The sequence below is a fragment of the Acinetobacter sp. 24-47-64 genome (genome assembly GCF_057737055.1).
This window is the reverse complement of sequence record NZ_CM173215.1, coordinates 828,674-852,146: the sequence shown is the minus strand read 5'-3', so window position 1 is coordinate 852,146 and position 23,473 is coordinate 828,674. Positions and strand designations below refer to the sequence as shown.

General features: G+C 39.2%; 16 protein-coding genes and 1 pseudogene. 7 read left to right on the top strand and 10 right to left on the bottom strand.

Translation table 11 applies throughout. The features are described from left to right. The first annotated feature begins 6 nt into the window (after positions 1–6). Entirely contained in the window at positions 7–1,008 is a 1,002-nt protein-coding gene (locus AC1M85_RS04090) for a hypothetical protein (RefSeq protein WP_488213605.1), read from the top strand. Positions 1,009–1,036: 28 nt separating this feature from the next. Here the strand turns inward: AC1M85_RS04090 and AC1M85_RS04085 are convergent, their stop codons facing one another. From AC1M85_RS04085 to nfuA, 3 genes are all read right to left on the bottom strand, one after another. Beyond that, the gene (locus AC1M85_RS04085; protein ID WP_488213604.1) at positions 1,037–2,287 is read right to left on the bottom strand and encodes a class I SAM-dependent methyltransferase; all 1,251 of its coding nucleotides are present in this window, start codon (positions 2,285–2,287) and stop codon (positions 1,037–1,039) included. 91 nt (positions 2,288–2,378) lie between these two features. Next, positions 2,379–4,637, bottom strand: coding sequence for a TonB-dependent receptor domain-containing protein (locus AC1M85_RS04080; protein WP_488213603.1), 2,259 nt, complete (start codon positions 4,635–4,637; stop codon positions 2,379–2,381). Between the two features lie 222 nt (positions 4,638–4,859). Further along, positions 4,860–5,498, bottom strand: coding sequence for a Fe-S biogenesis protein NfuA (gene nfuA / locus AC1M85_RS04075; protein WP_481591928.1), 639 nt, complete (start codon positions 5,496–5,498; stop codon positions 4,860–4,862). A 159-nt stretch (positions 5,499–5,657) separates the two neighbouring features. On the opposite strand from nfuA, the gene AC1M85_RS04070 reads away from it, so the two are divergent. The 3 genes from AC1M85_RS04070 to AC1M85_RS04060 all read left to right on the top strand — a co-directional run bounded on the left by AC1M85_RS04070 (position 5,658) and on the right by AC1M85_RS04060 (position 9,086). Further along, positions 5,658–6,275 (top strand): rhomboid family intramembrane serine protease, encoded by a 618-nt coding sequence (locus tag AC1M85_RS04070; RefSeq protein WP_179997692.1) that lies wholly within the window; start codon positions 5,658–5,660, stop codon positions 6,273–6,275. A 156-nt stretch (positions 6,276–6,431) separates the two neighbouring features. Then, positions 6,432–7,385, top strand: a complete 954-nt coding sequence (locus tag AC1M85_RS04065; RefSeq protein ID WP_488213602.1) for an ABC transporter substrate-binding protein — start codon at positions 6,432–6,434, stop codon at positions 7,383–7,385. A 159-nt stretch (positions 7,386–7,544) separates the two neighbouring features. Further along, positions 7,545–9,086, top strand: a complete 1,542-nt coding sequence (locus AC1M85_RS04060) for a hypothetical protein (protein WP_488213601.1) — start codon at positions 7,545–7,547, stop codon at positions 9,084–9,086. Positions 9,087–9,160: 74 nt separating this feature from the next. Here AC1M85_RS04060 and AC1M85_RS04055 read toward each other — a convergent pair whose 3' ends face one another. Next, positions 9,161–10,783, bottom strand: coding sequence for an inorganic phosphate transporter (locus AC1M85_RS04055; protein WP_035269616.1), 1,623 nt, complete (start codon positions 10,781–10,783; stop codon positions 9,161–9,163). A 458-nt stretch (positions 10,784–11,241) separates the two neighbouring features. Here AC1M85_RS04055 and metH point away from each other — a divergent pair, with 458 nt between their 5' ends. Together metH and AC1M85_RS04045 are read left to right on the top strand one after the other, a co-directional pair. Beyond that, on the top strand, positions 11,242–14,928 hold the full coding sequence (gene metH, locus AC1M85_RS04050; RefSeq protein WP_488213600.1) for a methionine synthase: 3,687 nt from the start codon (positions 11,242–11,244) through the stop codon (positions 14,926–14,928). A gap of 254 nt (positions 14,929–15,182) precedes the next feature. Next, entirely contained in the window at positions 15,183–16,013 is an 831-nt protein-coding gene (locus AC1M85_RS04045) for a TIGR02391 family protein (RefSeq protein WP_488213599.1), read from the top strand. A 91-nt stretch (positions 16,014–16,104) separates the two neighbouring features. Here the strand turns inward: AC1M85_RS04045 and AC1M85_RS04040 are convergent. Then, positions 16,105–16,466, bottom strand: a pseudogene (locus tag AC1M85_RS04040) (endonuclease domain-containing protein). A gap of 318 nt (positions 16,467–16,784) precedes the next feature. On the opposite strand from AC1M85_RS04040, the gene dhaK reads away from it, so the two are divergent. After that, a complete protein-coding gene (gene dhaK / locus AC1M85_RS04035; protein ID WP_488213598.1) occupies positions 16,785–18,515 on the top strand; it encodes a dihydroxyacetone kinase subunit DhaK in 1,731 nt (576 codons plus the stop codon). Between the two features lie 72 nt (positions 18,516–18,587). On the opposite strand, the gene AC1M85_RS04030 is transcribed toward dhaK, so the two are convergent. The 5 genes from AC1M85_RS04030 to def all read right to left on the bottom strand — a co-directional run bounded on the left by AC1M85_RS04030 (position 18,588) and on the right by def (position 23,403). Next, on the bottom strand, positions 18,588–18,881 hold the full coding sequence (locus AC1M85_RS04030) for a cold shock domain-containing protein (protein WP_481586536.1): 294 nt from the start codon (positions 18,879–18,881) through the stop codon (positions 18,588–18,590). 70 nt (positions 18,882–18,951) lie between these two features. Then, positions 18,952–20,211, bottom strand: coding sequence for a glutaminase (locus tag AC1M85_RS04025; RefSeq protein WP_488213597.1), 1,260 nt, complete (start codon positions 20,209–20,211; stop codon positions 18,952–18,954). A gap of 41 nt (positions 20,212–20,252) precedes the next feature. Then, a complete protein-coding gene (locus AC1M85_RS04020; RefSeq protein WP_488213596.1) occupies positions 20,253–21,470 on the bottom strand; it encodes a GGDEF domain-containing protein in 1,218 nt (405 codons plus the stop codon). A gap of 227 nt (positions 21,471–21,697) precedes the next feature. Next, positions 21,698–22,858: a GGDEF domain-containing protein gene (locus tag AC1M85_RS04015; RefSeq protein WP_488213595.1), complete on the bottom strand. Its 1,161-nt coding sequence runs from the start codon at positions 22,856–22,858 to the stop codon at positions 21,698–21,700. A 56-nt stretch (positions 22,859–22,914) separates the two neighbouring features. After that, the gene (gene def, locus AC1M85_RS04010) at positions 22,915–23,403 is read right to left on the bottom strand and encodes a peptide deformylase (RefSeq protein WP_488213849.1); all 489 of its coding nucleotides are present in this window, start codon (positions 23,401–23,403) and stop codon (positions 22,915–22,917) included. Between the last annotated feature and the right edge of the window lie 70 nt (positions 23,404–23,473).

The window sequence follows — 23,473 nt, the reverse complement described above, 5'->3', positions numbered from 1 at the left end:
ATTTTCATGGAAAAAAATCCTAAAATCGAACAGTTGATTGAGGCACATTTGGCATTTCTTGATCATGAATTTTCTCAAGATGACACCATTGAAAATGAATTTTTATATTTTTATCAATGGTTTCGAAAACAACCTTTAAAGCAAATTTGGTCTTTCGAGGTGATTAGTGCACTGCTTCAAAAACAAATTCTAAATACACCTGCAACTGATTCTCTCGTTCAACAGATTGCGGAGCATATTCGATTTGCGTTGGTTCACCCGCTTAATGAAACGACTCAAATCGAAGATATTATCTCGGTTCACACCATTGATCGAATTGCACTTTATATTTCATCTAAAAGTGCTCACCGCCAAGCTCTAATTAAACGTATTGTGAACAATCCCGCATTTTCGAGTATGCTCACCGAGTTAATCCATCATTCTATTCAGGATTATATTGATAATTCAGTGATGAATAAAAAAGTACCCGGTGTCGGCCGCTTTATGAAAATGGGGAAATCAGTTCTTGAAAGTGTCACTGATTCAAATCTTGATGATACGGTCAAACATTATCTTCAAAAAAATATTATCAAGATCAGTCAAATTAGCGAACAAGTGATTAACCAACACTTTGATGATAATAAGCTATACCACTTTCAAGCCAATCTTTGGCACAAAATAAAGCAAGTCCCACTCTCTGCTGTTAAAAACTATGTTGAAATCAATGATCTACCAAATACTGTGGCAATGGGACATGATATTTGGGACAACCTCCGTCAAACTGAATATCTAAAGCAACAAGTACACGATGGTATTTACACTTGGTATTGCCATAATCAAGACCGCTCTTTTGATCTGATCATGCAAGATATCAATATCAACGAAAGCCTTGTTCAAAATGAATTAAGTGCTCTACTCTGCCCCGTAATCAAGCATATGATTTCTAGTGAACACCTTAAACACCGTGCACGTGTATATCTTGAAAAATTCTACTATTCTGAACCAGCACTAAGTATTCTCACATCTTAATTAGAAAACCGCTCCTTAGAGCGGTTTATTAGAAATATGTCGTCGGTATTTGAATCTCAATTTGATGCTCACTCAGCAATGAATTGAGACGTTCTATTTTACGTAGGTCCTTTGATTTTCTATGCTCGCTTATAGGGTAGATATAATGGCAATTCATCAATAAAAATATACTCTCAACAAGTAGTTTTAAATTTTGCTGAAAACAAGGAAGGTGATGTAACTGTTGAAAAGTTTTAGAACCTGTTCTTAAACTTTCAATAATTGCACTGATCACCTCCTTCGGAGCTTGAATTGGGCCAATTGATGTTTTTAAATTAATATTATCCAATCGCTCATTGTTAAGAATAAGATCTAATCTAATCTTATGTAAAATTCCTAAATGGTCTTCAAAACGGTAATTCACTGATTTTTTTTGAAACAAATCCATACGCTGCTTTGAATCCCGAGCAATATCTTTTAGATACTCTTTTGTATTCGAAATATTCACATCTGATATCAACTGTTGCAAGTCGATTGGAATGCTAAGCGAATCTAAGTTTTCAGTTGGAACTGCACTCCCAATATATGATAGATCAGCTTCGATCTTTAAAATCTCATGTACATCTACACTATAAAGGGGTTGCCAATAATTAGTTAAAAGTTCGTGAGCGAGATAATTGGTATCATTTTTTAATGTATTCACAATTCCTTGTATTTTGTCATATCCAATAAAAGCGCCTCTCCGATTTAATTCACTCACTAGTGCTGTAGACAATTCAATACTTTGAGCAGATTGCTGAGACGTATTTTTATCAACCAAGTTAAAGATTTTTTGAATAGGCTGTAAAGTAGCGGATCCAGGAAAGCACATATAGTGTAAATAGAATAGCCCTTGGTCCTTTAAAGATTTATCTAGAATCTGCCTAATAAAATATTGATTGTGTTCAGAAACCCAAGAATACACTCCATGACAGACAATGAAATCAAACACTTCATTATTATTTTTGTTAAATTTTTCAAAGTCTATATTTAAGAATCTTATATTGCTTAACTGTAAGGATTGAGCAAGCTCTGTAGCTCGTTGTATGTGTTTGTCATTAAAATCCACTCCGACAAACTCAGCGTGCGGATTTGCAATTGCTGCCACAATCAAGTTAAGACCACAACCACAACCTAACTCTAAATATCGAAAATTTTGAGATATATCTGGCGCTATATAACCTTGAAATTGGCTGATTGTACTCAGCCAAATTGGCTGCATCTCTGGATAAAAAAACATAGGATAGATGGTGTCAACCACATAGCCATCGACGCGCTTCATTATTTTCCTTCTAAACTCGACTATTCAAAGCTTGGAGTGAGATTCTCGCTCTCACTCCAAGCACAAGACATTAAAACTTATAATTCAAGGCAAAGCTGTAACGTCGACCATCAAGCACCCAATCATTTCCATCTTTCAGTACATTTTTGTTTGCAACATTATATACACCAGTAGATAGCTGGAATTGGTCACTATACTTATACACAGCTCCAACATCTACAAATGTATAAGCTGGTGTTTTATCTCCATCGGTATCACCCACTGTTTTGCCACGATAATTCAATTGAGTCCATAAATACAATTGATCATTAAAGTCCCAATCCAAGCCTGCATTAAACATATGTTTAGGCAAATTATTCAATGGTTTACCTTCATACTGTCCAGATTTTTGCTCACTATCTGTGAATGTATAAGAGTGTCTATATTTTAAGTAATCTGTAATGTTGTAATCTGTGGTCAGTTCAAGCCCTCTAATTTCGGCCTTATCAATGTTATAGTTGAGTGTATAACCATTTGCGTTATATGGCAGATTAGGGTTGGACTGATAGAAAGCACTGCTATCAACGAAATGATTAATTTCAGATTGAGTGTAAGGCGGCTCACCGTCATTTTTTGGGGGAAGTCGACTACCATCTAAACGACCAGATCGAGTAATTTTATCGTTAAAGTCAGTTTGATAGACCATAAGACTTGCAGATAAACCCAATTCAGGATGAGTGAATGCAAAACCTGTTTCATACGTTAAACTGGTTTCTGGCTTTAAATTTGGGTTTGGCATAATTGCCCCGCCCATTGAGTTCAGCATGTAATCTGGAGAAGAATTACGTAAGCTCGGCGCTTTATAGCCTGAAATTACACCTCCTTTTAAAGTCACGTTGTCTGTAGCTTTATAAACTGCATATGCCTTTGGACTGAAATTATCACCAAAAAACTCATTTTCATCGAAACGACCACTTAAGGTTAGTGCTAACTTATCACTGACATTCCAAGTATCTTCTGCAAAAATAGACCATTGATATCGATCCATTTTAGTGACTTTACCAGCCATCGCTGCATTTTGGTTACTTGTACCATCCTCAAGATTTTCTTTTAAATATCGCCCGCCAATGGTCAGACTATGATCTTCGAAAAAGTACGTTCCTTGGGTATTGGCTGTGATAGTCTCAAATAAAATCCCCCCTGGATTTTGAACTTTACCCACAGTACGCCCTGTAATTGCATTATTTTTATCTTTATCATATTGCAAGTAAGAAGTGAGTTTTAGATTGTCGTACTCACCATCATGAGTAAGGCTAAAATTATTTTTTTCTAATTCTGAGTAAGTCCCTGTATTCGGTACGACATCTGAACGATAGATTAGCTCACCATCATCATTACGATTATTCGTATTATATGCTGGATAATAATTTCCATTAGATAGAACGAAATCTTTACCATCAATATCAACTTTAGGACCCGTTACTGAAACATACTGGGTATAACTTTTACCTGGGTTGTGTGTACGCTCTTGTTGAGTTCTTACATATTCAGCAGTGAGTGTGTTTTTTTCATCTGGTGTAAAAACAAACTTTGTACCTAGATTTGTTTTTTGAAAATCTGGTTCACTCTCACCTGTTTCGGCAGTATTTTTTTGTAATGAACTTTCTTCAATCTTTTGAAGACCAGCTGTAACTTGAACCGAAAGAAGCTTATCAATTAATGGTGCATTTACATACAAGCTGGTATTGGTTGCGTCGTTGTTAACGTCATTCGATTTACCAGCTTTGATATATTCTGTTCGAATACTTGCAGTCAAACGATCTTGATGCTTTTTAGTAATGATGTTAATTACACCACCCATTGCATCAGAACCATATAGAGAGGATGACGGGCCTCGAATCACTTCAATACGTTCAATCGATTCTATTGGCGGTAAGAAGTTTACTGATGCTCCTTGAACCCCCCCATTTGTTGTTAAAAGACTACCATCATTCATTGGACGTCCATCTACTAAAAATAGGGTATAAGCTGATCCCATACCCCGAATGGAGATCGTCTGGTTCGTTCCACCGCCTTGTACAAATACACCTGGAACATTTTTCAATGCATCAGTTACATCACTATAAGATTTTTTTTCTAATTCTTCGGCAGTAATCACTGAAATAGTAGCAGCAGCATCCGCTATATTTTGCTCATAACCACTCGCTGAAGTTACGACAATTGTTTTTAACTTAGTTGTATCTTGTTTTGCATTAGTATCTTGACCAATTTGCTCTTGTGCAAAACTTGAAACCGACATGGTGGTTAAGACAGCAAACGCTAACTTAGATTTTAAAAATGTCTTTTGCATTGTGTAATTACCAAAGAATGTGTGGAGAGATCTTGTTCGAATTGTGTCGCATTGTAACAAATGATAATCACTTTGCAATAGATTATGATAACTATTCTCATTTATAGTTTTGTTTTTACATTTCAATTTTATTGATATTACTCATTTTGTTCAGTTTTCATAAAAAAAAGCCCCCTTTTAATGGGAGCTTTTCAAATCAACTTTTGTAAATTTAAAGGCAACTTATTTCATATAAGCGCCTTCTGATTGGCTGTGGTCTGTCTGGTCCACAACACGTTGTAACTCTGGGATATGCTGTTTTAGCGTAACTTCAACACCTTGTTTAAGTGTCACATCAATTGCTGAACACCCTTGACAGCCACCACCAAATTTCAAGACCGCTGTTAAACCATGCTCAGCATCTTCAACCACTTCAACCAATGCACAGCTTCCACCATGCCCTGCTAAACCAGGGTTAATTTCTGACTGTAATACATAGGTTATACGTTCTTCAATCGATGCATCTGGACCTACACGTGGCACTTTCGAGTTAGGTGCACGGAAAGTCAACTGACCACCAAAGCGATCTTTGTTGTAATCAATCACTGCATCCAATAAGTATGGGATTGATGGTGTATCAATATATGCAGCAAATTTTGGATATTCTTGTTTATAGTCGGTTGGAACGACTTCATCTGGTGCACTATACGCCATGCAGCATTCAGCACGTGGTGTACCCGGATGTTCTACGAAAACACGTACCGCGATACCAGGAGTATTTTGCTTCTCTAAAAGTTCAAACAAATACTCTTGCGCAGTTGGTGTAATTAATAAATTTGGAATTTCTTCAGCAACTGCAGTGCTGGTGTTCTCAGTCGACATAACAATTTTTCCTCAAGCTGAAGACTCTATTTTAACTGAAGATCGGGGATAATATTTAAAATTCAACTAAATTTGTCAGAATTATTATATTAATAACAATTAAATTTAAAAAAATGGCATGATGAACAGAATTAAAGCAATTTATTCAATCTTATCCATATGCTTGATTTACCTTTTAATCATACTGTCACCATCGTTTTAATTACGGTTGCCATTTCACTGGTTGCATTTTCCAATCAAAATATTATGAATCGTTTGATTTTTTGGCCTCCAGCCATGCAGAAAGGTCAATACGATCGATTTATCACGCATGGTTTTATACATGCAGATGGAACACATCTACTGTTCAATATGATCACACTCTTTTTCTTTGGAAGTGTAATTGAAAGTTTTTATCGACAATACTTATATGAACTCGGATTTGTTCTGTTCTATTTAGGCGGTTTAATCGCGGCAATTATTCCAAGCTATTTAAAACATAAAAATGATCACCGCTGGGCAAGTCTAGGGGCTTCTGGAGCAGTGTCAGCAGTCTTGTTTGCTTATATTTTATTTCAGCCATGGAAACTGATATTTGTCTTCTTTATTCCAGTTCCAGCCATTATTTTTGCCGTGCTTTATGTTGCTTATAGTATTTGGTCAGGTAAACGTGGAAACAGTAACATCAACCACAGCGCACATTTATGGGGTGCAGCCTACGGTGTCGTAGTTACGATATTGATTGAACCTCAAATTATTCCACATTTCTTCAGCAAGTTGCTTCAACTACCTTTCTAATCCTTTGATCATTGCGGAGGGTTAAAACACTCCGCACAAATACCCTTAAATTCAAAATTGATGCTGTTAAATAAATCAAAAACACAAACTCAAAAATGATAATGATTATCATTTATATATTCATGTTAAGCTTTTATCAAACCTCGAGGTATTGATATGACTTACATTAAACTTCCATTGGCACTCATTCTTTCATTCAGCGCCTTTGTTTCATATGCTCAACCTGTTCAATTCACTTATCAAGATCAAACTATTCAACTTCAAAATACACCACAGAAGCTGGCTGTTTACGAACTATCCACGTTGGATACACTGAATGCTTTAGGTATTCAAGCATCAATCGTACCCGAAACTACTTTTGTTGGTGCTTTGAAAAAATTTACTGACAAACAATATGTAAAAGCTGGATCTTTATTTGAACCCAACCAAACCTTATTAAAAGAACAAAAGCCAGATCTCATCATTGTCGGCGGGCGTTCTGCTGCAAAATTAAATGAGGTCAAAAAAATTGCACCTGCAATCAACCTCTGGCCTGATACTCAAAACTTCAATCAAGACCTGAAAAATCGCACACTTTTTTTAGCAAAAATGTTTAATAAGGAACAATTCGCACAATCTAAATTAGATCATGTCTATGCCCTTCAAGCACAACTTAAACAACTTACTAAAGGTAAATCCAGCCTGATGCTTTTTGCCATGGGTGATAATTTTATACCGCATGCAAAGAATGAAAGATTTGGATTTGCCTATGATATTTCTGGCTTAAAGTCAGTGGTGCCGACTGCAGCACCTCAAGCCTCAAGTACTCGACCTGCTCCAAACTCACCAGAAGCTCTTGCTGCCGCGCAACGCAATTTAGAGCGTCTAGCACAAGCAATAAAACAAAATCCTGATTTCATCATTGTGTTAGACCGTGGTGCTGTAAACACGCAAAACTATGCTGCGAAACAACATATTCAATCACATCCATTACTCAAGAATAGTCAAGCAATCAAAGAGAATCGTGTCATCTTTGTTGATGCCGATGCCTGGTATTTAACGGGCGCTGGCTTAGATAACACTGCATTTATGTTAGAAGAATTGATCAATGGTATAAAAAATACTAAATAATTGATTTTGTTTATAAAGGAAGTCTTCGGCTTCCTTTTTTTAGAAATATCTCGTAATAATTCAATCAATATCTGGTAATTAATGCCACCTAGATCATTAATTTTGTCAGGATAATGTAGGCATCCGCGAATTTATTCATTTTTTTTTGAGATTTTTTGCATGTCTAATCAACCTGATGGTTTACAATTTTCCTCTAACACGTCCTCTAAACCCAGCAGTTCAAAATCAGGCCAACGCATCGTCAGTGCGGCATTACAACAGATTCAGCCAGAATACGCTGATGCAGTTATCAATGAAAAGAATTGGCGCAAATCCTATCCGATTCATTTTAAACGATTGGTAGAATGTGGGCTCTCATCACCTGAAGCTGCGCTGCGCATCGCTCAAGATGGACTTCAACAAGCTTATGAAGAGTTTAGTTTTCAACGTGATCAACATACACATGCATTGAATGAAGTGATGAATCTTAAATCAAAAGATTTAAATACCTACACACTTCAAGGAAACTCTACTGCTGAGCCGCAATGGTTTGTACCTTATCAGGGTAAAAATTTAGAAGGTCAAACCCTACTCGACCAAATTCAACTTTGGTTAGACCGAGGTATTATAGAAGCATCACATGCTCAGGCACTACAAGCGTGTGTGCAGCATCCAGAGTGGTTTGACCTTTCGGATCGAACAATGGTGCTGTTTGGTGCAGCTTCTGAAGCAGGACCTTTACCTTGGCTGGCGAAATGGAAAGCCAATATCGTGGCGCTTGATTTAAATCATGAGCGAGTATGGACAAAGATTTTGAATACTGTTCTGCAAGGCAATGCGACCTTATACGCTCCAAGTGTCGAATCAATAGATTCATCTGCATCTATACGTGAAGCTGCAGAGCGTTTAGGCGTTAACTTATTAACAGATACCCCTGAGATTGCACATTGGCTCACCCAGTTTGATCGAGACTTAGATCTTGCCGCGATTGCGTATTTAGATGGCGAAAAGCACGTTCGTGTTTCTATGGCGATGGATGCCATTATGCAACATGTCAGCCAACAAAAATCGAATACCAGTTTAATGTATATGTGTACGCCCACTGACGTCTACGCTGTACCACAGGAAGTGATTCAAGCTGGATTAGATAAGTTTAAATCACGCTCTAAACTTGAAAATATTCTGTCCAAGAGTATTTCGACTGTCTCTCGTGATTATTTTTTCAAACAAAATGAAGAACGCTTATTCCAATGTCATGATAAACAGTATGGGATCTGCGACTGTCTTGTGGTTGAACAAGGTCCAAATTATGCGTTGGCGAAAAGGATTCAACAATGGCGCGCTACGTTAGCACGGTCACAAGGTCAACGTGTCAGCATTAATATTGCTCCATCGACCACTACACATTCGGTAACCAAAAACCCATTATTAAAAGCTGCTTTCAATGGTGCCAATTTGTTTGATGTTGAAGCATTTGAACCCGCGACGACCAATGCGATTATGGCTGCGTTGTGGATTCATGATTTGAGAAACCCACAGTCGGTTGCCAATCCTGACATCGCCCTCAATCATCCATTAGACTTAATCATGCATGGTGCTAATCATGGTGGATTATGGCGTGTAGCATATCTCGCACGCACCGCCCTACCATTTGCCGCATTATATGGTTTTGCTGAGGAAAAACTCCCCTTGAAAAAACTTTGGTCTAAATTCCAAAAATAAGCGTCATAAACAATTGATCATAAAAAAAGCGCTGATTGTTCAGCGCTTTTTTAGTCTTTAAGTATTGAATTCCATCAGGTGAACTGAAGGAACAACCAAAATAAACCACCTGATAAACAGATTGTTGCTGGCAGTGTGAAAATCCACGCTGATAAGATTGTGCGAACCATTTGGAAGTTTAAGCCCGACTTATTCGCAACCATCGTACCTGCTACAGCAGAGTTTAAAACGTGTGTTGTTGACACTGGCATACCAAAGCCATCAGCAGCAGCAATCGTTGACATTGCAACTAACTCTGCAGACATCCCCTGACCATAAGTCATGTGTTGTTTACCAATACGCTCACCAACGGTAACAACAATACGTTTCCAGCCTACCATCGTCCCTAGACCTAATGCCAATGCAGTCGCAACTTTCACCCATGTTGGAATGTATTGAAGGAATGAATCTAAGTTATCACGGTAATTGTCCACTGTTTTTTCTTGCGCTTCAGTCATGGCAGGTAAAGCTTCTGCTTTATCTAAACGCTTGAATGCAGTCGTGCTGAGGTACATATCATTACGGAATTCAGCCACTTGATCTTCAGGAACATCTTTAATGGATGTGTAGCTTCCTACTTTTTCACCTAAATGATCCGTTAAACTTGCCAAAGCTGGCACAACTTCAGGCGTGATTTCTTTGGTTTGGATATATGACGTGATAATTTCACGCGCTTTTTCATCTGGAATATCTTGGTGATTTGGATAAATCAAATCAGCAGTTTGAGCAGATAACTGACCAAACGTTTGGATATGTTGTTGATCTAGACTCTTGTTTAAAGAGTATGCCAATGGCACGATCCCGATCAGAATCAACATAATCAGACCCATACCTTTTTGACCATCATTTGAGCCGTGTGCAAAACTTACACCGGTACACGTGAAAATCAAAATGGCACGAATAAGTGGCGGCGGCGGTTTATTCCCTTCTGGTGGTTGGAATAATTCCACTTGTTTCTTAAAGATTTTTTTAACCAATAAGAACAATACAGCCGCAAATGCAAAACCGATTAATGGTGAGAATAAAAGTGCTTTACCCACTTTCATCACCTGTTCCATGTCTACACCTGACGCACCATTACCTGCGTTTAAGATGTAGTTCATGATGCCCACACCTAAAATCGAACCGATCAGTGTATGAGAGCTAGAAGCAGGGATACCGAGGAACCAAGTTCCTAAGTTCCATACGATTGCGGCAATCAACATGGCAAAGACCATGGCAAAACCAGCACCTGAACCGACGTTCATAATCAATTCAACAGGCAATAGCGCGATAATACCGTAGGCAACTGCACCACTTGCGACCATTACGCCAAGGAAGTTACAGAAGCCTGCCCACATTACAGCGACAGGTGCAGATAAAGCGTTGGTATAAATGACCGTTGCCACAGCATTGGCCGTGTCATGGAAACCGTTAACGAACTCGAAACCCAATGCGATAAACAATGCCGTGGCCAACATGATCACAGCATAAAGATTTAAAGCAGGCACATGAGATAAATCAGCAGCCAACTGAAAACCAATGTAAATCAAGGTTGAAACAATCAGTGTAAGGAACACTGGCATAAAGAATTTCGGCGTTGGCACGTGAACATTCGTCGACTGCATAGGCGTTGACGATTGTGCTGAATCTGAAACTGGAGTTTGATTAGAATTCATGCAAGCAGAGAAAGAGGATAAATATCCCCTCTATTGTTCAATTTAATTATTACAATTATATGACAAAGAGCTGTCATATAAGTCATCCAAACGACACTTATTTAAGAAAATTAAACTTTAAAAACAACCAATATTCAAAATTTATCAATAATAATCATATAGTTAATACAAAAGCCTCGTCTTTAATCTTTATTTCAATCGGTAATTAAATAGATGAAATAAAGATGACATCACTGTCACATTTGTTACAACGGCAGTTATTATTACATTAGATTATGACAACATGATGAAATATAGACAGTTTCAGTTTTGATAGGTTGATCATCGTAGTCGATGGATGAAATTCATCCTTAATTTTTTGGGAATAGGTTCATAAATTTTTATTTATCAGAAAAGTGGACGTAACTCTGCTAAAATATTGCACCATTATTTGTGCAGATTTTTGTGAGAGTCATTTGATGTCTACCCTCGCCACCTTAAAAGCGCTTCTTGCCAAACGTATCCTGATTATTGATGGTGCAATGGGTACCATGATCCAACGCCACAAATTGGAAGAAGCTGATTACCGTGGTGAACGTTTTGAGGATTGGGCCTACGACCTTAAGGGTAATAACGACTTATTGGTTCTAACTCAGCCACAGATTATTCAAGGCATTCATGAAGCTTATCTTGAAGCTGGTGCAGATATTATTGAAACCAACTCGTTCAATGGAACGCGTGTTTCAATGTCTGACTACCATATGGAAGACTTGGTTCCTGAGATTAACCGTGAAGCAGCTCGAATTGCCAAAGAAGCATGCAAAAAATACTCAACACCTGAAAAGCCACGTTTTGTTGCGGGCGTATTAGGACCAACGTCACGTACCACTTCAATTTCACCAAATGTAAATGATCCGGCATTCCGTAACATCACCTTTGATGAGTTAAAAGTTAACTATATTGAAGCGACTAAAGCGTTGATTGAAGGTGGTGCAGATATCATCTTGATTGAAACGGTATTCGATACTTTAAATGCGAAAGCTGCGATCTTTGCAGTGAAAGAAGTGTTTAAAGAAATTGGTTACGAACTGCCAATTATGATTTCGGGCACCATTACCGATGCATCTGGGCGTACACTCACAGGTCAAACCGCAGAAGCATTCTGGAACTCAATGCGCCATGCTGAGCCTTTATCGATTGGCTTTAACTGTGCACTGGGTGCAGATGCGATGCGTCCACACGTCAAAACCGTGTCTGACGTTGCGGATACTTTTGTTTCAGCGCATCCAAACGCAGGCTTACCAAATGCGTTTGGTGGTTATGATGAAACCCCTGAAGAAACTGCAGCATTTATTAAAGAATTCGCTGAAAGTGGTTTGATCAACATCACCGGTGGTTGTTGTGGTACGACGCCTGATCATATTCGTGCGATTGCGCAAGCAGTTGAAGGTATTGCGCCGCGTCAAATCCCTGAAATTGAACCTGCATGTCGTTTAAGTGGTTTAGAGCCATTTAACATCACTAAAGATTCATTATTCGTCAACGTCGGTGAACGTACCAACGTGACAGGTTCTAAAAAATTCCTTCGTTTAATTAAAGAAGGTAACTTCACCGAAGCTTTAGATGTGGCACGTCAACAAGTTGAAGCCGGTGCGCAAATCATCGACATCAACATGGATGAAGGGATGCTGGATTCGCAAGAAGCGATGGTGCATTTCCTGAATCTGATCGCGTCTGAGCCTGATATTTCACGTGTGCCAATCATGCTTGACTCTTCTAAATGGGAGATCATTGAAGCAGGTTTGAAATGCGTCCAAGGTAAAGCAGTTGTTAACTCGATTTCCTTAAAAGAAGGTTATGACGAGTTTGTAGAACGTGCTCGCCTCTGCCGTCAGTACGGTGCGGCAGTCATTGTCATGGCGTTTGATGAAAATGGTCAGGCGGATACTGCTGAACGTAAAAAAGAAATCTGTAAACGTTCTTATGATGTGCTTGTGAATGAAGTGGGCTTCCCTTCTGAAGATATTATCTTTGACCCAAACGTGTTTGCGGTCGCAACAGGTATTGAAGAACACAACAACTATGGCGTGGACTTCATTGAAGCAACAGGTTGGATTAAGCAAAACCTGCCAAATGCCATGGTGTCAGGCGGGATCTCAAACGTATCGTTCTCATTCCGTGGGAATGAGCCTGTTCGTGAAGCGATTCATGCGGTGTTCTTATATCACGGCATTCAACAAGGCTTAACCATGGGTATCGTCAACGCAGGTCAGCTTGCGATTTATGATGATATCGATGCTGAGCTGAAAGAAGCTGTTGAAGATGTGGTGCTGAACCGTAACCAAGGCGCAAGCGGTCAAGAAGCGACTGAAAAATTACTCGCTGTTGCGGAAAAATATCGTGGTCAAGCGGGTGCGCAAAAAGCCGAAGAAAACCTTGAATGGCGCAATGAACCTGTTGAAAAACGTCTTGAATACGCGCTTGTAAAAGGTATTACGACTTATATTGATGAAGATACCGAAGAAGCACGTTTAAAATCAGCTCGTCCACTTGATGTGATCGAAGGTCCACTCATGGCAGGGATGAACGTGGTTGGCGACTTGTTCGGTGCCGGCAAAATGTTCCTACCTCAGGTGGTGAAATCTGCACGTGTGATGAAACAAGCTGTGGCTTGGTTGAACCCGTTCATTGAAGCAGAAAAAACCCAAGGCGAAGCCAAAGGTAAAATCTTGCTTGCAACAGTAAAAGGCGACGTACATGACATTGGTAAAAACATTGTCGGCGTGGTACTGGGCTGTAACGGTTATGACATCGTTGACCTTGGCGTGATGGTACCTTGTGAGAAAATCTTACAAACTGCGATTGATGAAAAAGTTGACATCATCGGTTTATCAGGTTTGATCACACCGTCATTGGATGAAATGGTCTTTGTTGCCAAAGAAATGCAACGTAAAGGTTTTAACATTCCATTGATGATTGGTGGTGCAACAACATCGAAAGCGCATACTGCCGTGAAAATTGCGCCGCAATATCACAATGATGGTGTGTACTACACGGCTGATGCTTCACGTGCGGTGGGTGTTGCAACACAGCTTTTATCTGCTGATATGAAGCCGCAATTGGCAGCGGATTATGCAGCGGATTATGAAAAAATCCGTACACGTCTAGCGAATAAGCAACCGAAAGCTGCAAAACTGTCTTATGCTGAATCCGTTGAAAATGGTTTCAAAATTGACTTTGAAAAGCATGCACCTGTAAAACCAAACTTTATTGGTTCTGAAACATTCACCAACTATCCTTTAGAAACGTTGGTTGAATACTTCGACTGGACACCATTCTTTATTTCTTGGAGTTTGGCAGGTAAATACCCGAAAATCCTTGAAGATGAAGTGGTGGGTGAAGCTGCACGTGATTTGTTTGAACAAGCACAAGCGATGCTCAAAGACATTATTGAAAATAAACGCTTTGATGCGCGTGCAACCTTTAGCATTTACCCTGCGAACCGTGTTGCAGCCGATACAGTTGCTGTTGCAGATGAAAACGGCAATGTGACGCATACCTTTGAGCATATTCGTCAGCAGTCTGACAAAGTCACAGGTAAAGCCAATTTCTCATTGGCTGACTTTGTTGCACCAAAAGATGTAGCGCAAGACTACTTAGGTGGTTTCACCGTTTCGATCTTTGGTGCAGAAGAGCTTTCGCAAGAATATAAAGCTAAAGGTGATGACTATAACGCGATTATGGTTCAAGCCTTGGGTGACCGTTTTGCAGAAGCATTTGCAGAACACTTGCACCAACGTATTCGTAAAGAGTTTTGGGGCTACCAAGCCGATGAACAGCTTTCGAATGAAGAATTGATCAAAGAGAAGTATGTGGGTATTCGTCCTGCACCGGGCTACCCTGCTTGTCCTGAACATTCTGAAAAAGCGCCGCTGTTTGATTGGTTAGGTACGACTGATAAGATCGGAACTTACTTAACCAGTAGCTTTGCAATGTGGCCACCTTCATCAGTGAGCGGTTTCTATTATGCAAGCCCTGAAACGGAATACTTTAACGTGGGTAAAATCTCTGGTGATCAGTTGGAAGATTATGCGAAGCGTAAAGGTTGGACATTGGATGAGGCGAAACGTTGGTTAGCACCGAATTTGGATGATTCGATTGTTTAATTGATTTTGAATCCTCTTTACGAAGAAATGCTTCTCACCTCCTTTGATAAAGGAGGGAATGGAAATCCCGTCAAGTGAGGGGATTTTCGTTTTTAATCTCCCCTAACCCCTCTTTTTCAAAGAGGGGAATTTCGCGTGTCAAATTGAGTACGTGACAGCTGATACCTTTTAAAAAGGATGATAAGAGAGATTAATTGATATAAATAAAACAATTACTTAAAATATATACAAGCAAAAAAATAGAAAATTAAAATATGTCTAACATAAAAATTTTAGATTCAGGAAGCTTAGAAACCATCTGTAAAATTCTTGGTGAAACAAATGATGGGCTTTCTGGAACTGAAATAGGAAAATATTTAACAGAATGTCATATTCAAGATATTCAACCCAATCTAACTAAATGGAAACGTCTCTACGAAGCTCTTAGCATGAAGCAGAATATTGACTGTTGTTCAAATAATATTTTAGCTTTCATTAAACATGTTATGCGCCCTTCAAGACATATAAATAGAAAAGAATGGTTTGAACATATACGAACTCAGTTAAATTTTGCTTTATCTTTCGAAGGTTTTGAATTAGCTGAAAGTGGCGAACTCAGATACGCTGAAAAAGTTCATACCTTCAGTGAAGCTGAAGCAAGAGCTCAAAATTTAAGAAAATCTTTATCCGATAGAAAAATTCATCCTGATGTTCTAACCTTTTGCAAAGCAGAACTATTAGTAGATAATTATTTTCATGCCGTATTCGAGGCTACAAAAAGTATCGCTGAAAAAATTCGAGTTAAGACTCAACTCACATATGACGGAGCCGAACTAGTTGACCAAGCTTTTGCTTATAAAAATAAAGTCCCTTATTTAGCTTTAAACAATTTAACTACACCAAGTCATCAAAGTGAACAAAATGGTTTTATGCATTTACTCAAAGGTATATTTGGAACATTCAGAAATACTACAGCCCATGCTCCAAAAATCACATGGAATATAGATGAACAAGATGCCTTAGATATTTTATCTACTGTATCCTTGATTCATAGAAAATTAGACAAAGCTATCGAAGCAAAAAAGCTGTATGAAGGGAAAATATAATCCCTCCTACCTTCCCTTTAAAAAAGAGGAACACCACGAACCTGCTACCGTCATTAAATTCGCGTGCAGTCCCCCTTTAACAAAGGGGGATTTAGGGGGATTGTTTCAGACAATACCGATAAACCACTTCCACCACATCATCAATCTGCTCCATCACCTGCCCATTATCTAACCGCAAGACCTTTAATCCAAGATGAGCTAAAGCTCATCTCGAATTCGATCTACTTCTAAACCTACAACCGTAAAGTGCTGACTACCATCACACTCAATCACCAAATTGGTAGCAGGACAGTAAAAATCCACAATGTAATTTAATAAAGGTTTCTGGCGATAAAACTGCAAACCTAAAATTTGCTTATTGCGAAGTCGTGACCATAACAGCTTTTCAGCATCAGTCATGTTATTGCGTAAAACACGTGAGGCTTGTTTTAAGTTTTGATTGTAGGGCTTCATTTTTATTCTCTTTTTAAAATCTCCCCTACCCCTGAGCCATATATGGCGCAAGGGAAAAGAGGGAAATTTCACGCATCTAAAACCGCAATCAAATTCGCGCAAGTCCCCCTGAGCGAGACTTAAGCACTGCTTTATGTAGAAGCGCAAGAAAGGGGGATTTAGGGGGATTCTTTTCACCAATATATACATTAAAAACCGCCCCTTTTCTAACAACCAAACCTCTAATCATCCGTTTTAACATTTTTAGATCAGCAAATGTTTCAAGTTTAGTGAATAATTAATACTTATTAATGAAATTACCAAAAGTTTGATATTTCCATGAAAAAACTCATCAACCACCCTGAAAACTTGGTTGTCGACATGTGCAAAGGCTTTGTCTTGGCACACCCAGAACTTGCATTCACTGAGTCTCACAAAATCATTTCAAGAAAAGAAAAACACAATAATGTTGCTCTCATCAGTGGTGGCGGTAGCGGTCACGAACCTGCACATGCGGGCTTTGTCGGTCAAGGCATGTTAGACGCAGCCGTATGTGGCGATGTCTTTGCATCACCTTCGCAAATTCAGGTCTATAAAGCACTACAACACGTCGCAACTGACAAAGGCGTGCTGATGATCATCAAAAACTATTCTGGTGATATGATGAATTTCCAGAACGGTGCAGCTTTAGCAACTGAAGATGGCATCAAGGTCGACTACGTCAAAGTGGCAGATGATATTGCAGTCAAAGATAGTTTATATACCGTCGGACGTCGTGGTGTCGCAGGCACAATCTTTGTTCATAAGATTGCAGGCGCAGCAGCATCTAAAGGCTTAGAATTAGGTGAAGTTAAAACAGTCGCTCAAAAAGCGGCTGACAATGTCATCAGTTTAGGTTTTGCCTATAGCTCATGTACTGTTCCTGCTAAAGGCACACCAACCTTCACCCTTGCCGATGATGAAATGGAATACGGCGTGGGTATTCATGGTGAACCGGGGATCCGTCGTGAAAAAATCTTGCCAGCAAAAGAACTGGCACAACGTATGGTCGATGACCTGTTTTTAGATCGTCCAGACATGAAAGAAGTTGCAGTATTGATCAATGGCTTTGGTTCTATCCCAATGCAAGAACTGTATCTGTTTGACCATGATGTATGCGCACACCTTGCACATAAGGGCATTAAAATTTACCGTACCTTTGTCGGCAACTACATGACAAGTATCGACATGAATGGTGCATCCATTTCATTACTTGAATTGGATGATGAACTCAAAACATACTTAGATGCAGAAGCTAACACCCCTGCCTTTAAACTTGATGGTTCACCTGCTTTAGCCATTGAGTTTGCGATAAAAGATACGGCTACCCAACATCAAGGCAATAGCGAAGTTGAAACTGCAGCAGAACATGCTGAAATTCAAAATGAGCAATTCACCATTGAAAACATGCGCTATGTGGTCGATGTCATGGCTGCCTGTATTATTAAAAATGAAGTGCCATTTTGTGAGTTAGACGCACACGCAGGCGATGGTGACTTCGGCATGAGTGTGGCTAAAGGCTTTAAACAACTCAAGAAAGAATGGCAAAGCTTGATCCAAGCACAGCAGATGGATGAATTCTTACTCAATAGCTCCATGATCATCATGGAACATTGTGGCGGTGCATCAGGTCCCATCTGGGGTTCTGCATTTCGTGCCGCAAGTAAAGCCATTCAAGGTAAAACCACGTTAAGCGTGGCAGATTTTGCCGATATGCTGCAAGCCGCAGTAAAAGGTATTCAAACCACAGGTGAACGTTCATTTGGACGTGGCGCGGTAGTGGGAGATAAAACTCTCATTGATGCGCTCGTGCCATGCGCAGATTCATGGTCAGCCAACACCGACAAAAGCTTTAAGGAAAACTTTATCTTAGGTGCTCAAGCTGCTGTTCAAGGTGCTGAATCGACCAAAGAGATTGTTGCACGTATGGGTCGTGCAGGTACTGTCGGGGATCGTAGCTTAGGCTATCCTGATGCAGGTGCATATGGTTTAGGCGTGATTTTTACCGATATTGCTGATCATCTAAAATAACATCTACACATGACATAAATGATTGATTAGTTATGTAAAAAAGCCCTGATGATTCAGGGCTTTTTTTGCTTTTTATTTTTTAAAACTTGATAATAATGCGCTGGTAATCGCCTGATTATGTGATGCCACACGAGACTTCTTCGCTTTCGCTGACTGGTCAGCTACACGTTGAATTTTGACAGCTTTTAATTTACCTTGATTTTCAACAACCTGAAATTTGACTCGGTCATTGCGTTTTGGCTCACCTTCATCTGCAGGAAAGTCAGAAATGTGGAAAAAAATATCCTCACCTGCACCACCAATAAAACCAAAACCTTTATCGGCATGATAAATTTTAATTTTTCCTTGCTGGACTTCAGACTTCATAACATTCCCAAAAAACGGTATACAATTTTCAATATTATACACGCATCTTAAAGTGCATCATCTTTGCTGATCACTTTAAATAATCATGCAAGTGCTGTTGGACAATGACGCGTTTGTGTCCTTTACTTTGTTGTTCCGATAACAATGATTCCGCATCTAAAACCACCACTTTGTGACCATCATCCTGTAGACGTTTCACACCTTCAAATAACATTCGAGCACCGACATCATGGATTAAAGTCAGATGTGTAAGATCAAGCACTACTTTATTTTTACCTACAGGCTCATTCTGTAACTCACGCAAGAACATTTCAGTCTCTGTAAATTGCAAGACACCACGTAGCTCATACACCACCATGCCATCATCATACTCACGGCGACTTTGGATAATGGTTTGTGCTGAAGGGGTTCCCTCCATTAAATGTAATCCCATATCACTTGATAGACGTTCAAAGATTTCCACACCTCGAACACTGTTGCCATGGCTGTCTAATTTAGGCGAAAAAACCGCAATTCCGACCTGACCTGGTAAGACACCAATGATCCCCCCTGCCACACCACTTTTGGCAGGAATACCTACGGTGGTCAACCAATCTCCAGCTGCATCGTACATACCACACGTCATCATGACGCTAAGTACCTGACGACATACCTGACGATCTAAAATACATTTCCCCGTAACAGGATCTTTTCCACCATTCGCCAATACACTGCCCATTCGCGCTAAATCTTTCACGGTGACTTTAATCGCACACTGTAGAATATAACCATGAACAATATGCTCTGGGTCTTCTTCTAGCACGCCGACGGTACGCAACATATATCCAATCGAAAGATTACGAAATGCTGTTTTGAGTTCAGATTGATAGACTTGCTCATCAAAGGTTAATTCACGCCCACACAGTTCACTCAAGAAACGTCGTAAATGTTCTGCACGAGAAACAGTCTTTTTATGAGGTAATAAAGAATGTGTCGTAATCGCACCCGAGTTAATCATTGGGTTCTTGGGAATCGATCGTTCTTTTTCTAATGAGATTTGATTAAATGCTTCCCCCGAAGGTTCAACACCAACTTTTTCTAATACCTGAGCCAAACCATGTTCTTGAATCGCTAACGCATAAGCAAATGGTTTAGACATTGATTGAATTGTGAACTCAACTTCATCATCCCCTGAAGAATAAATCGTACCATCAATGGTTGAAAGTGCTAAAGCGATACGATTTGGATTGGCAGCTGCCAGTTCTGGAATATAGTCAGCCAATGCTCCTTCGGTATTCGCATGACATTGGTCCAATACATGGGCAAGATAATCAGGTACAGGTGTCTTCATTTTTATTCTCTTGGTGATCAATGGAGACCCAAAATAAGATCTCAAATGTTAAATTCAGCTGTCGATATCGTGTCACATCTGACTTGATTACGACCATTCTGCTTTGCAAGATATAGTGCTTTATCCGCTGCACTATAAATCCTTTGCTTTACTTCGTCTGTGTATAGATGTGGTAAATTTTGTGACATCGCCACGCCAAAGCTTGCGGTCACTTGAATAAAAGTCGCTGGGCTAATCTCAATTTTTTCACTTTCGATCGTTCGACGGCAGCGTTCTGCGATGATTAATGCTTCGTCGATATCACCATCTTTAAGTACTAGAACAAACTCTTCACCACCGAGTCGTCCCACTATATCCTCTTCTCGTGTTTGCTGTTTTAAAATGAGAGCAATACGTTTAAGTACAAGATCACCAACATCATGACCATAATTGTCATTAATCTGCTTGAAGAAATCGAGATCTAAGATGATGAAAGCAAAGCTGCGATTTTGTTGAATTAACTTACTAGTAAACTGATTGATGTAACGACGGTTATAGAGGTTGGTTAACGCATCTTTCTGACTTAGTATTTCAATCTTACGCTCACGTCGTCTCCACTGCGACAAGATCAACTCAAAAAAAACTGCTGAGCACAACAGTATGGGTAAATATAGTACCGCCATACTTTTCAGCCAAAAAGGATTGGCATACAAATTAGATTGATTCAGTGCATCACTAAATAATGGTGCATAAGTCAGTTGACCATTGGCCGTCAGTACTGCCAACCACAAGATAATACAAGCAATAATAAAAGAGACGCTATAGATGATGCGCTGTTCATATAACACAAAACCAATTAATACAATATTGACCGTTCCCGCCATCACCGCAGGACTATAAATCCCAACCGTGTATCCTGAAAAAATGACAATCAATCCATAAAATAAGGGGATTAAATAGCCCAAGATTCGGCGAGCAGTAGCATTTTTACGAAGCATTAAAGCGATTATCAGAAAACACATGGTCAAAATCACTTGTAAACATGTGGTCAATGTCCGATGAGGATAATATTCTGGATCTAACCAAATTTGATATTCTGAATGGAAAGTTAGGTAGTACCACAACCAATGACCGATGAGCATCAACAGCCCAAATATAAGTAACAGAATCCCTTTATTAAAGTTGGACCAGTTAATAATAGAACGATCAGATTCTAACAAGACATATTTGATAGCTTGCAATAAACTGCGCTGTTGTTGTACTTCATTCTCTCGAGTCATCATCTAATTGTATTATCGAATATTCATATTTATTTTTATTAAAATTTGGATGTATTCAGCGATCATGTCAATGCGCTTTAAGCATTAAAAAGACTGCTTTATCGTTCAGATCAATTTATGGTATGGATTTGATGATCACTGACCAAAACAAAAGCATTGCTATAAAAAAACCTAAGCGTATGTTTCTCTATAGTTAGTAGTACCAAAACCGAAATTTAATCATTCAACTAAGCTGGTTGATATAACTGTACCTGATTTCGTCCGCTTTCTTTGGCAATATATAAAGCGTGATCTGCACAATGCGTGATGACGTCTTGATCAGATAACTCATGGGATAATGCAATACCAAAGCTTGCCGTCACATTTAACGAGGTTCCATCATCCAGCACAATCGGCTGCTGTGCAATTGCGTTACGGCAACGTTCTGCGATATCAACCGCTTGATCACGACTGAGATTGTCCAGAATTAATATAAATTCTTCACCGCCATAACGTCCAACCGTATCACCAATACGAACATGATATTCCAAACGCGTCGCCACCTGTTTCAGGACTTCATCTCCTGCTGCATGACCATATTGATCATTAATTTGTTTGAAATGATCCAAATCCAATAAGATCACAGCATAATCAGCACGATCCAGCTGAAAATGTGATAACACTTCATTGATCTGACGACGGTTATAAACGTTCGTCAGCGCATCAAATTTACTGCTGGTTTCGAATTGTTTTTCACGACTGCGCCATTGAGTGAGTAAAATCTCAAAGAATAAAACACTCATAAGTAAAATGGGCACGTAGAGCTGTACCATGCTCATGACCCAAAAATCATTTTGGTAAACGATACTTTTATTCAACTCATCACTAAACATAGGTGCATAACGAATTCGATCGATATGCGTCAAGTAACACGTTAATAACGTGTATATCGTAATTGGAATTGCAATCCCATAAATAATTTTACGGCTATAAAATACCAACCCGACCAATACAATACTGATGAACCCTGCCATCGTTGCAGGGCTATAAATTCCAATCGAATACCCTGAATAAATCATGGTCATTCCAAAGAAACTAGGAGCAAAGTAAGCAATGAAGGTTTGAAACTTAGTGATATGCTGAAACTTGAAACAACTCCAAAACAGGACAAGATAAATCACGGAGGTCACCAACAATTGGGTAACACGTAATTCAAAATAGTCAGGATTTAACCACTGTGCTTTTTCAGGGTTATAAAAAGCCACAATTAACCAGCGAGCGACCTCAAGTTGGCTTAGAATTCCAAAAAAGAGGATAAGCCGTCCCTTTTTAAAATCACTCCAATTGATCAGCATATTTTGAGGATCAAGGATGTACGTATTGGCCACACGATACAATCGCTTAATCATATGTTGAATCTTCCTGATTAACTTCATTCTGTCCTTTTATCTTTTATATTGTCTTTTTAAGCAGCGTGAACTCGCTCTACAAACAAGATCCCATCAAGATGGTCAATTTCGTGTTGAATGATTCGTGCAGGGAATTCTGAAAAAGTCTCAGTAATTTCCTGTCCTTGCATATTACGATAACGGACACGGATTGATGAAGCTCGAGCTACTTCCGCACGTCGATTCTCTACACTTAAACATCCCTCTTCTCCTAAAACAACATGATCAGAACGCTCCAATATTTCAGGATTAATCATGTAAATAGGCTCCATCTCAGGCGCATCGGGATACCGTATATTGGGTTTTGAAGCGACGATAATAATCCTTTTAGAGACATAAACTTGTGGTGCAGCAATACCGACACCATTGCGCTGTTGCATCGTAAAATTCATTGCTTCAACCAGATGCGTTAACCAGCTACTACTAAACTCAAGTTCACTTACCGGCGATGCAACCAATTCAAGGATCACTTCACCTTTTTGAGCAACGGGTAGTATCGTCATAATACGTTCATCTCAATTATGATAAGAATTTGATCTTCATAATTTTTTAAATTTTAAATCAAATATTTGATTA

Bases quoted from the DNA above. Each gene is read 5' to 3' on its own strand.
- AC1M85_RS04090 (WP_488213605.1), top strand. From the start codon at position 7: ATGGAAAAAAATCCTAAAATCGAACAGTTGATTGAGGCACATTTGGCA.
- AC1M85_RS04080 (WP_488213603.1), bottom strand. From the start codon at position 4,637: ATGCAAAAGACATTTTTAAAATCTAAGTTAGCGTTTGCTGTCTTAACC.
- nfuA (WP_481591928.1), bottom strand. From the start codon at position 5,498: ATGTCGACTGAGAACACCAGCACTGCAGTTGCTGAAGAAATTCCAAAT.
- AC1M85_RS04070 (WP_179997692.1), top strand. From the start codon at position 5,658: ATGCTTGATTTACCTTTTAATCATACTGTCACCATCGTTTTAATTACG.
- AC1M85_RS04065 (WP_488213602.1), top strand. From the start codon at position 6,432: ATGACTTACATTAAACTTCCATTGGCACTCATTCTTTCATTCAGCGCC.
- AC1M85_RS04060 (WP_488213601.1), top strand. From the start codon at position 7,545: ATGTCTAATCAACCTGATGGTTTACAATTTTCCTCTAACACGTCCTCT.
- AC1M85_RS04055 (WP_035269616.1), bottom strand. From the start codon at position 10,783: ATGAATTCTAATCAAACTCCAGTTTCAGATTCAGCACAATCGTCAACG.
- metH (WP_488213600.1), top strand. From the start codon at position 11,242: ATGTCTACCCTCGCCACCTTAAAAGCGCTTCTTGCCAAACGTATCCTG.
- AC1M85_RS04045 (WP_488213599.1), top strand. From the start codon at position 15,183: ATGTCTAACATAAAAATTTTAGATTCAGGAAGCTTAGAAACCATCTGT.
- dhaK (WP_488213598.1), top strand. From the start codon at position 16,785: ATGAAAAAACTCATCAACCACCCTGAAAACTTGGTTGTCGACATGTGC.
- AC1M85_RS04030 (WP_481586536.1), bottom strand. From the start codon at position 18,881: ATGAAGTCTGAAGTCCAGCAAGGAAAAATTAAAATTTATCATGCCGAT.
- AC1M85_RS04025 (WP_488213597.1), bottom strand. From the start codon at position 20,211: ATGAAGACACCTGTACCTGATTATCTTGCCCATGTATTGGACCAATGT.
- AC1M85_RS04020 (WP_488213596.1), bottom strand. From the start codon at position 21,470: ATGACTCGAGAGAATGAAGTACAACAACAGCGCAGTTTATTGCAAGCT.
- AC1M85_RS04015 (WP_488213595.1), bottom strand. From the start codon at position 22,858: ATGATTAAGCGATTGTATCGTGTGGCCAATACGTACATCCTTGATCCT.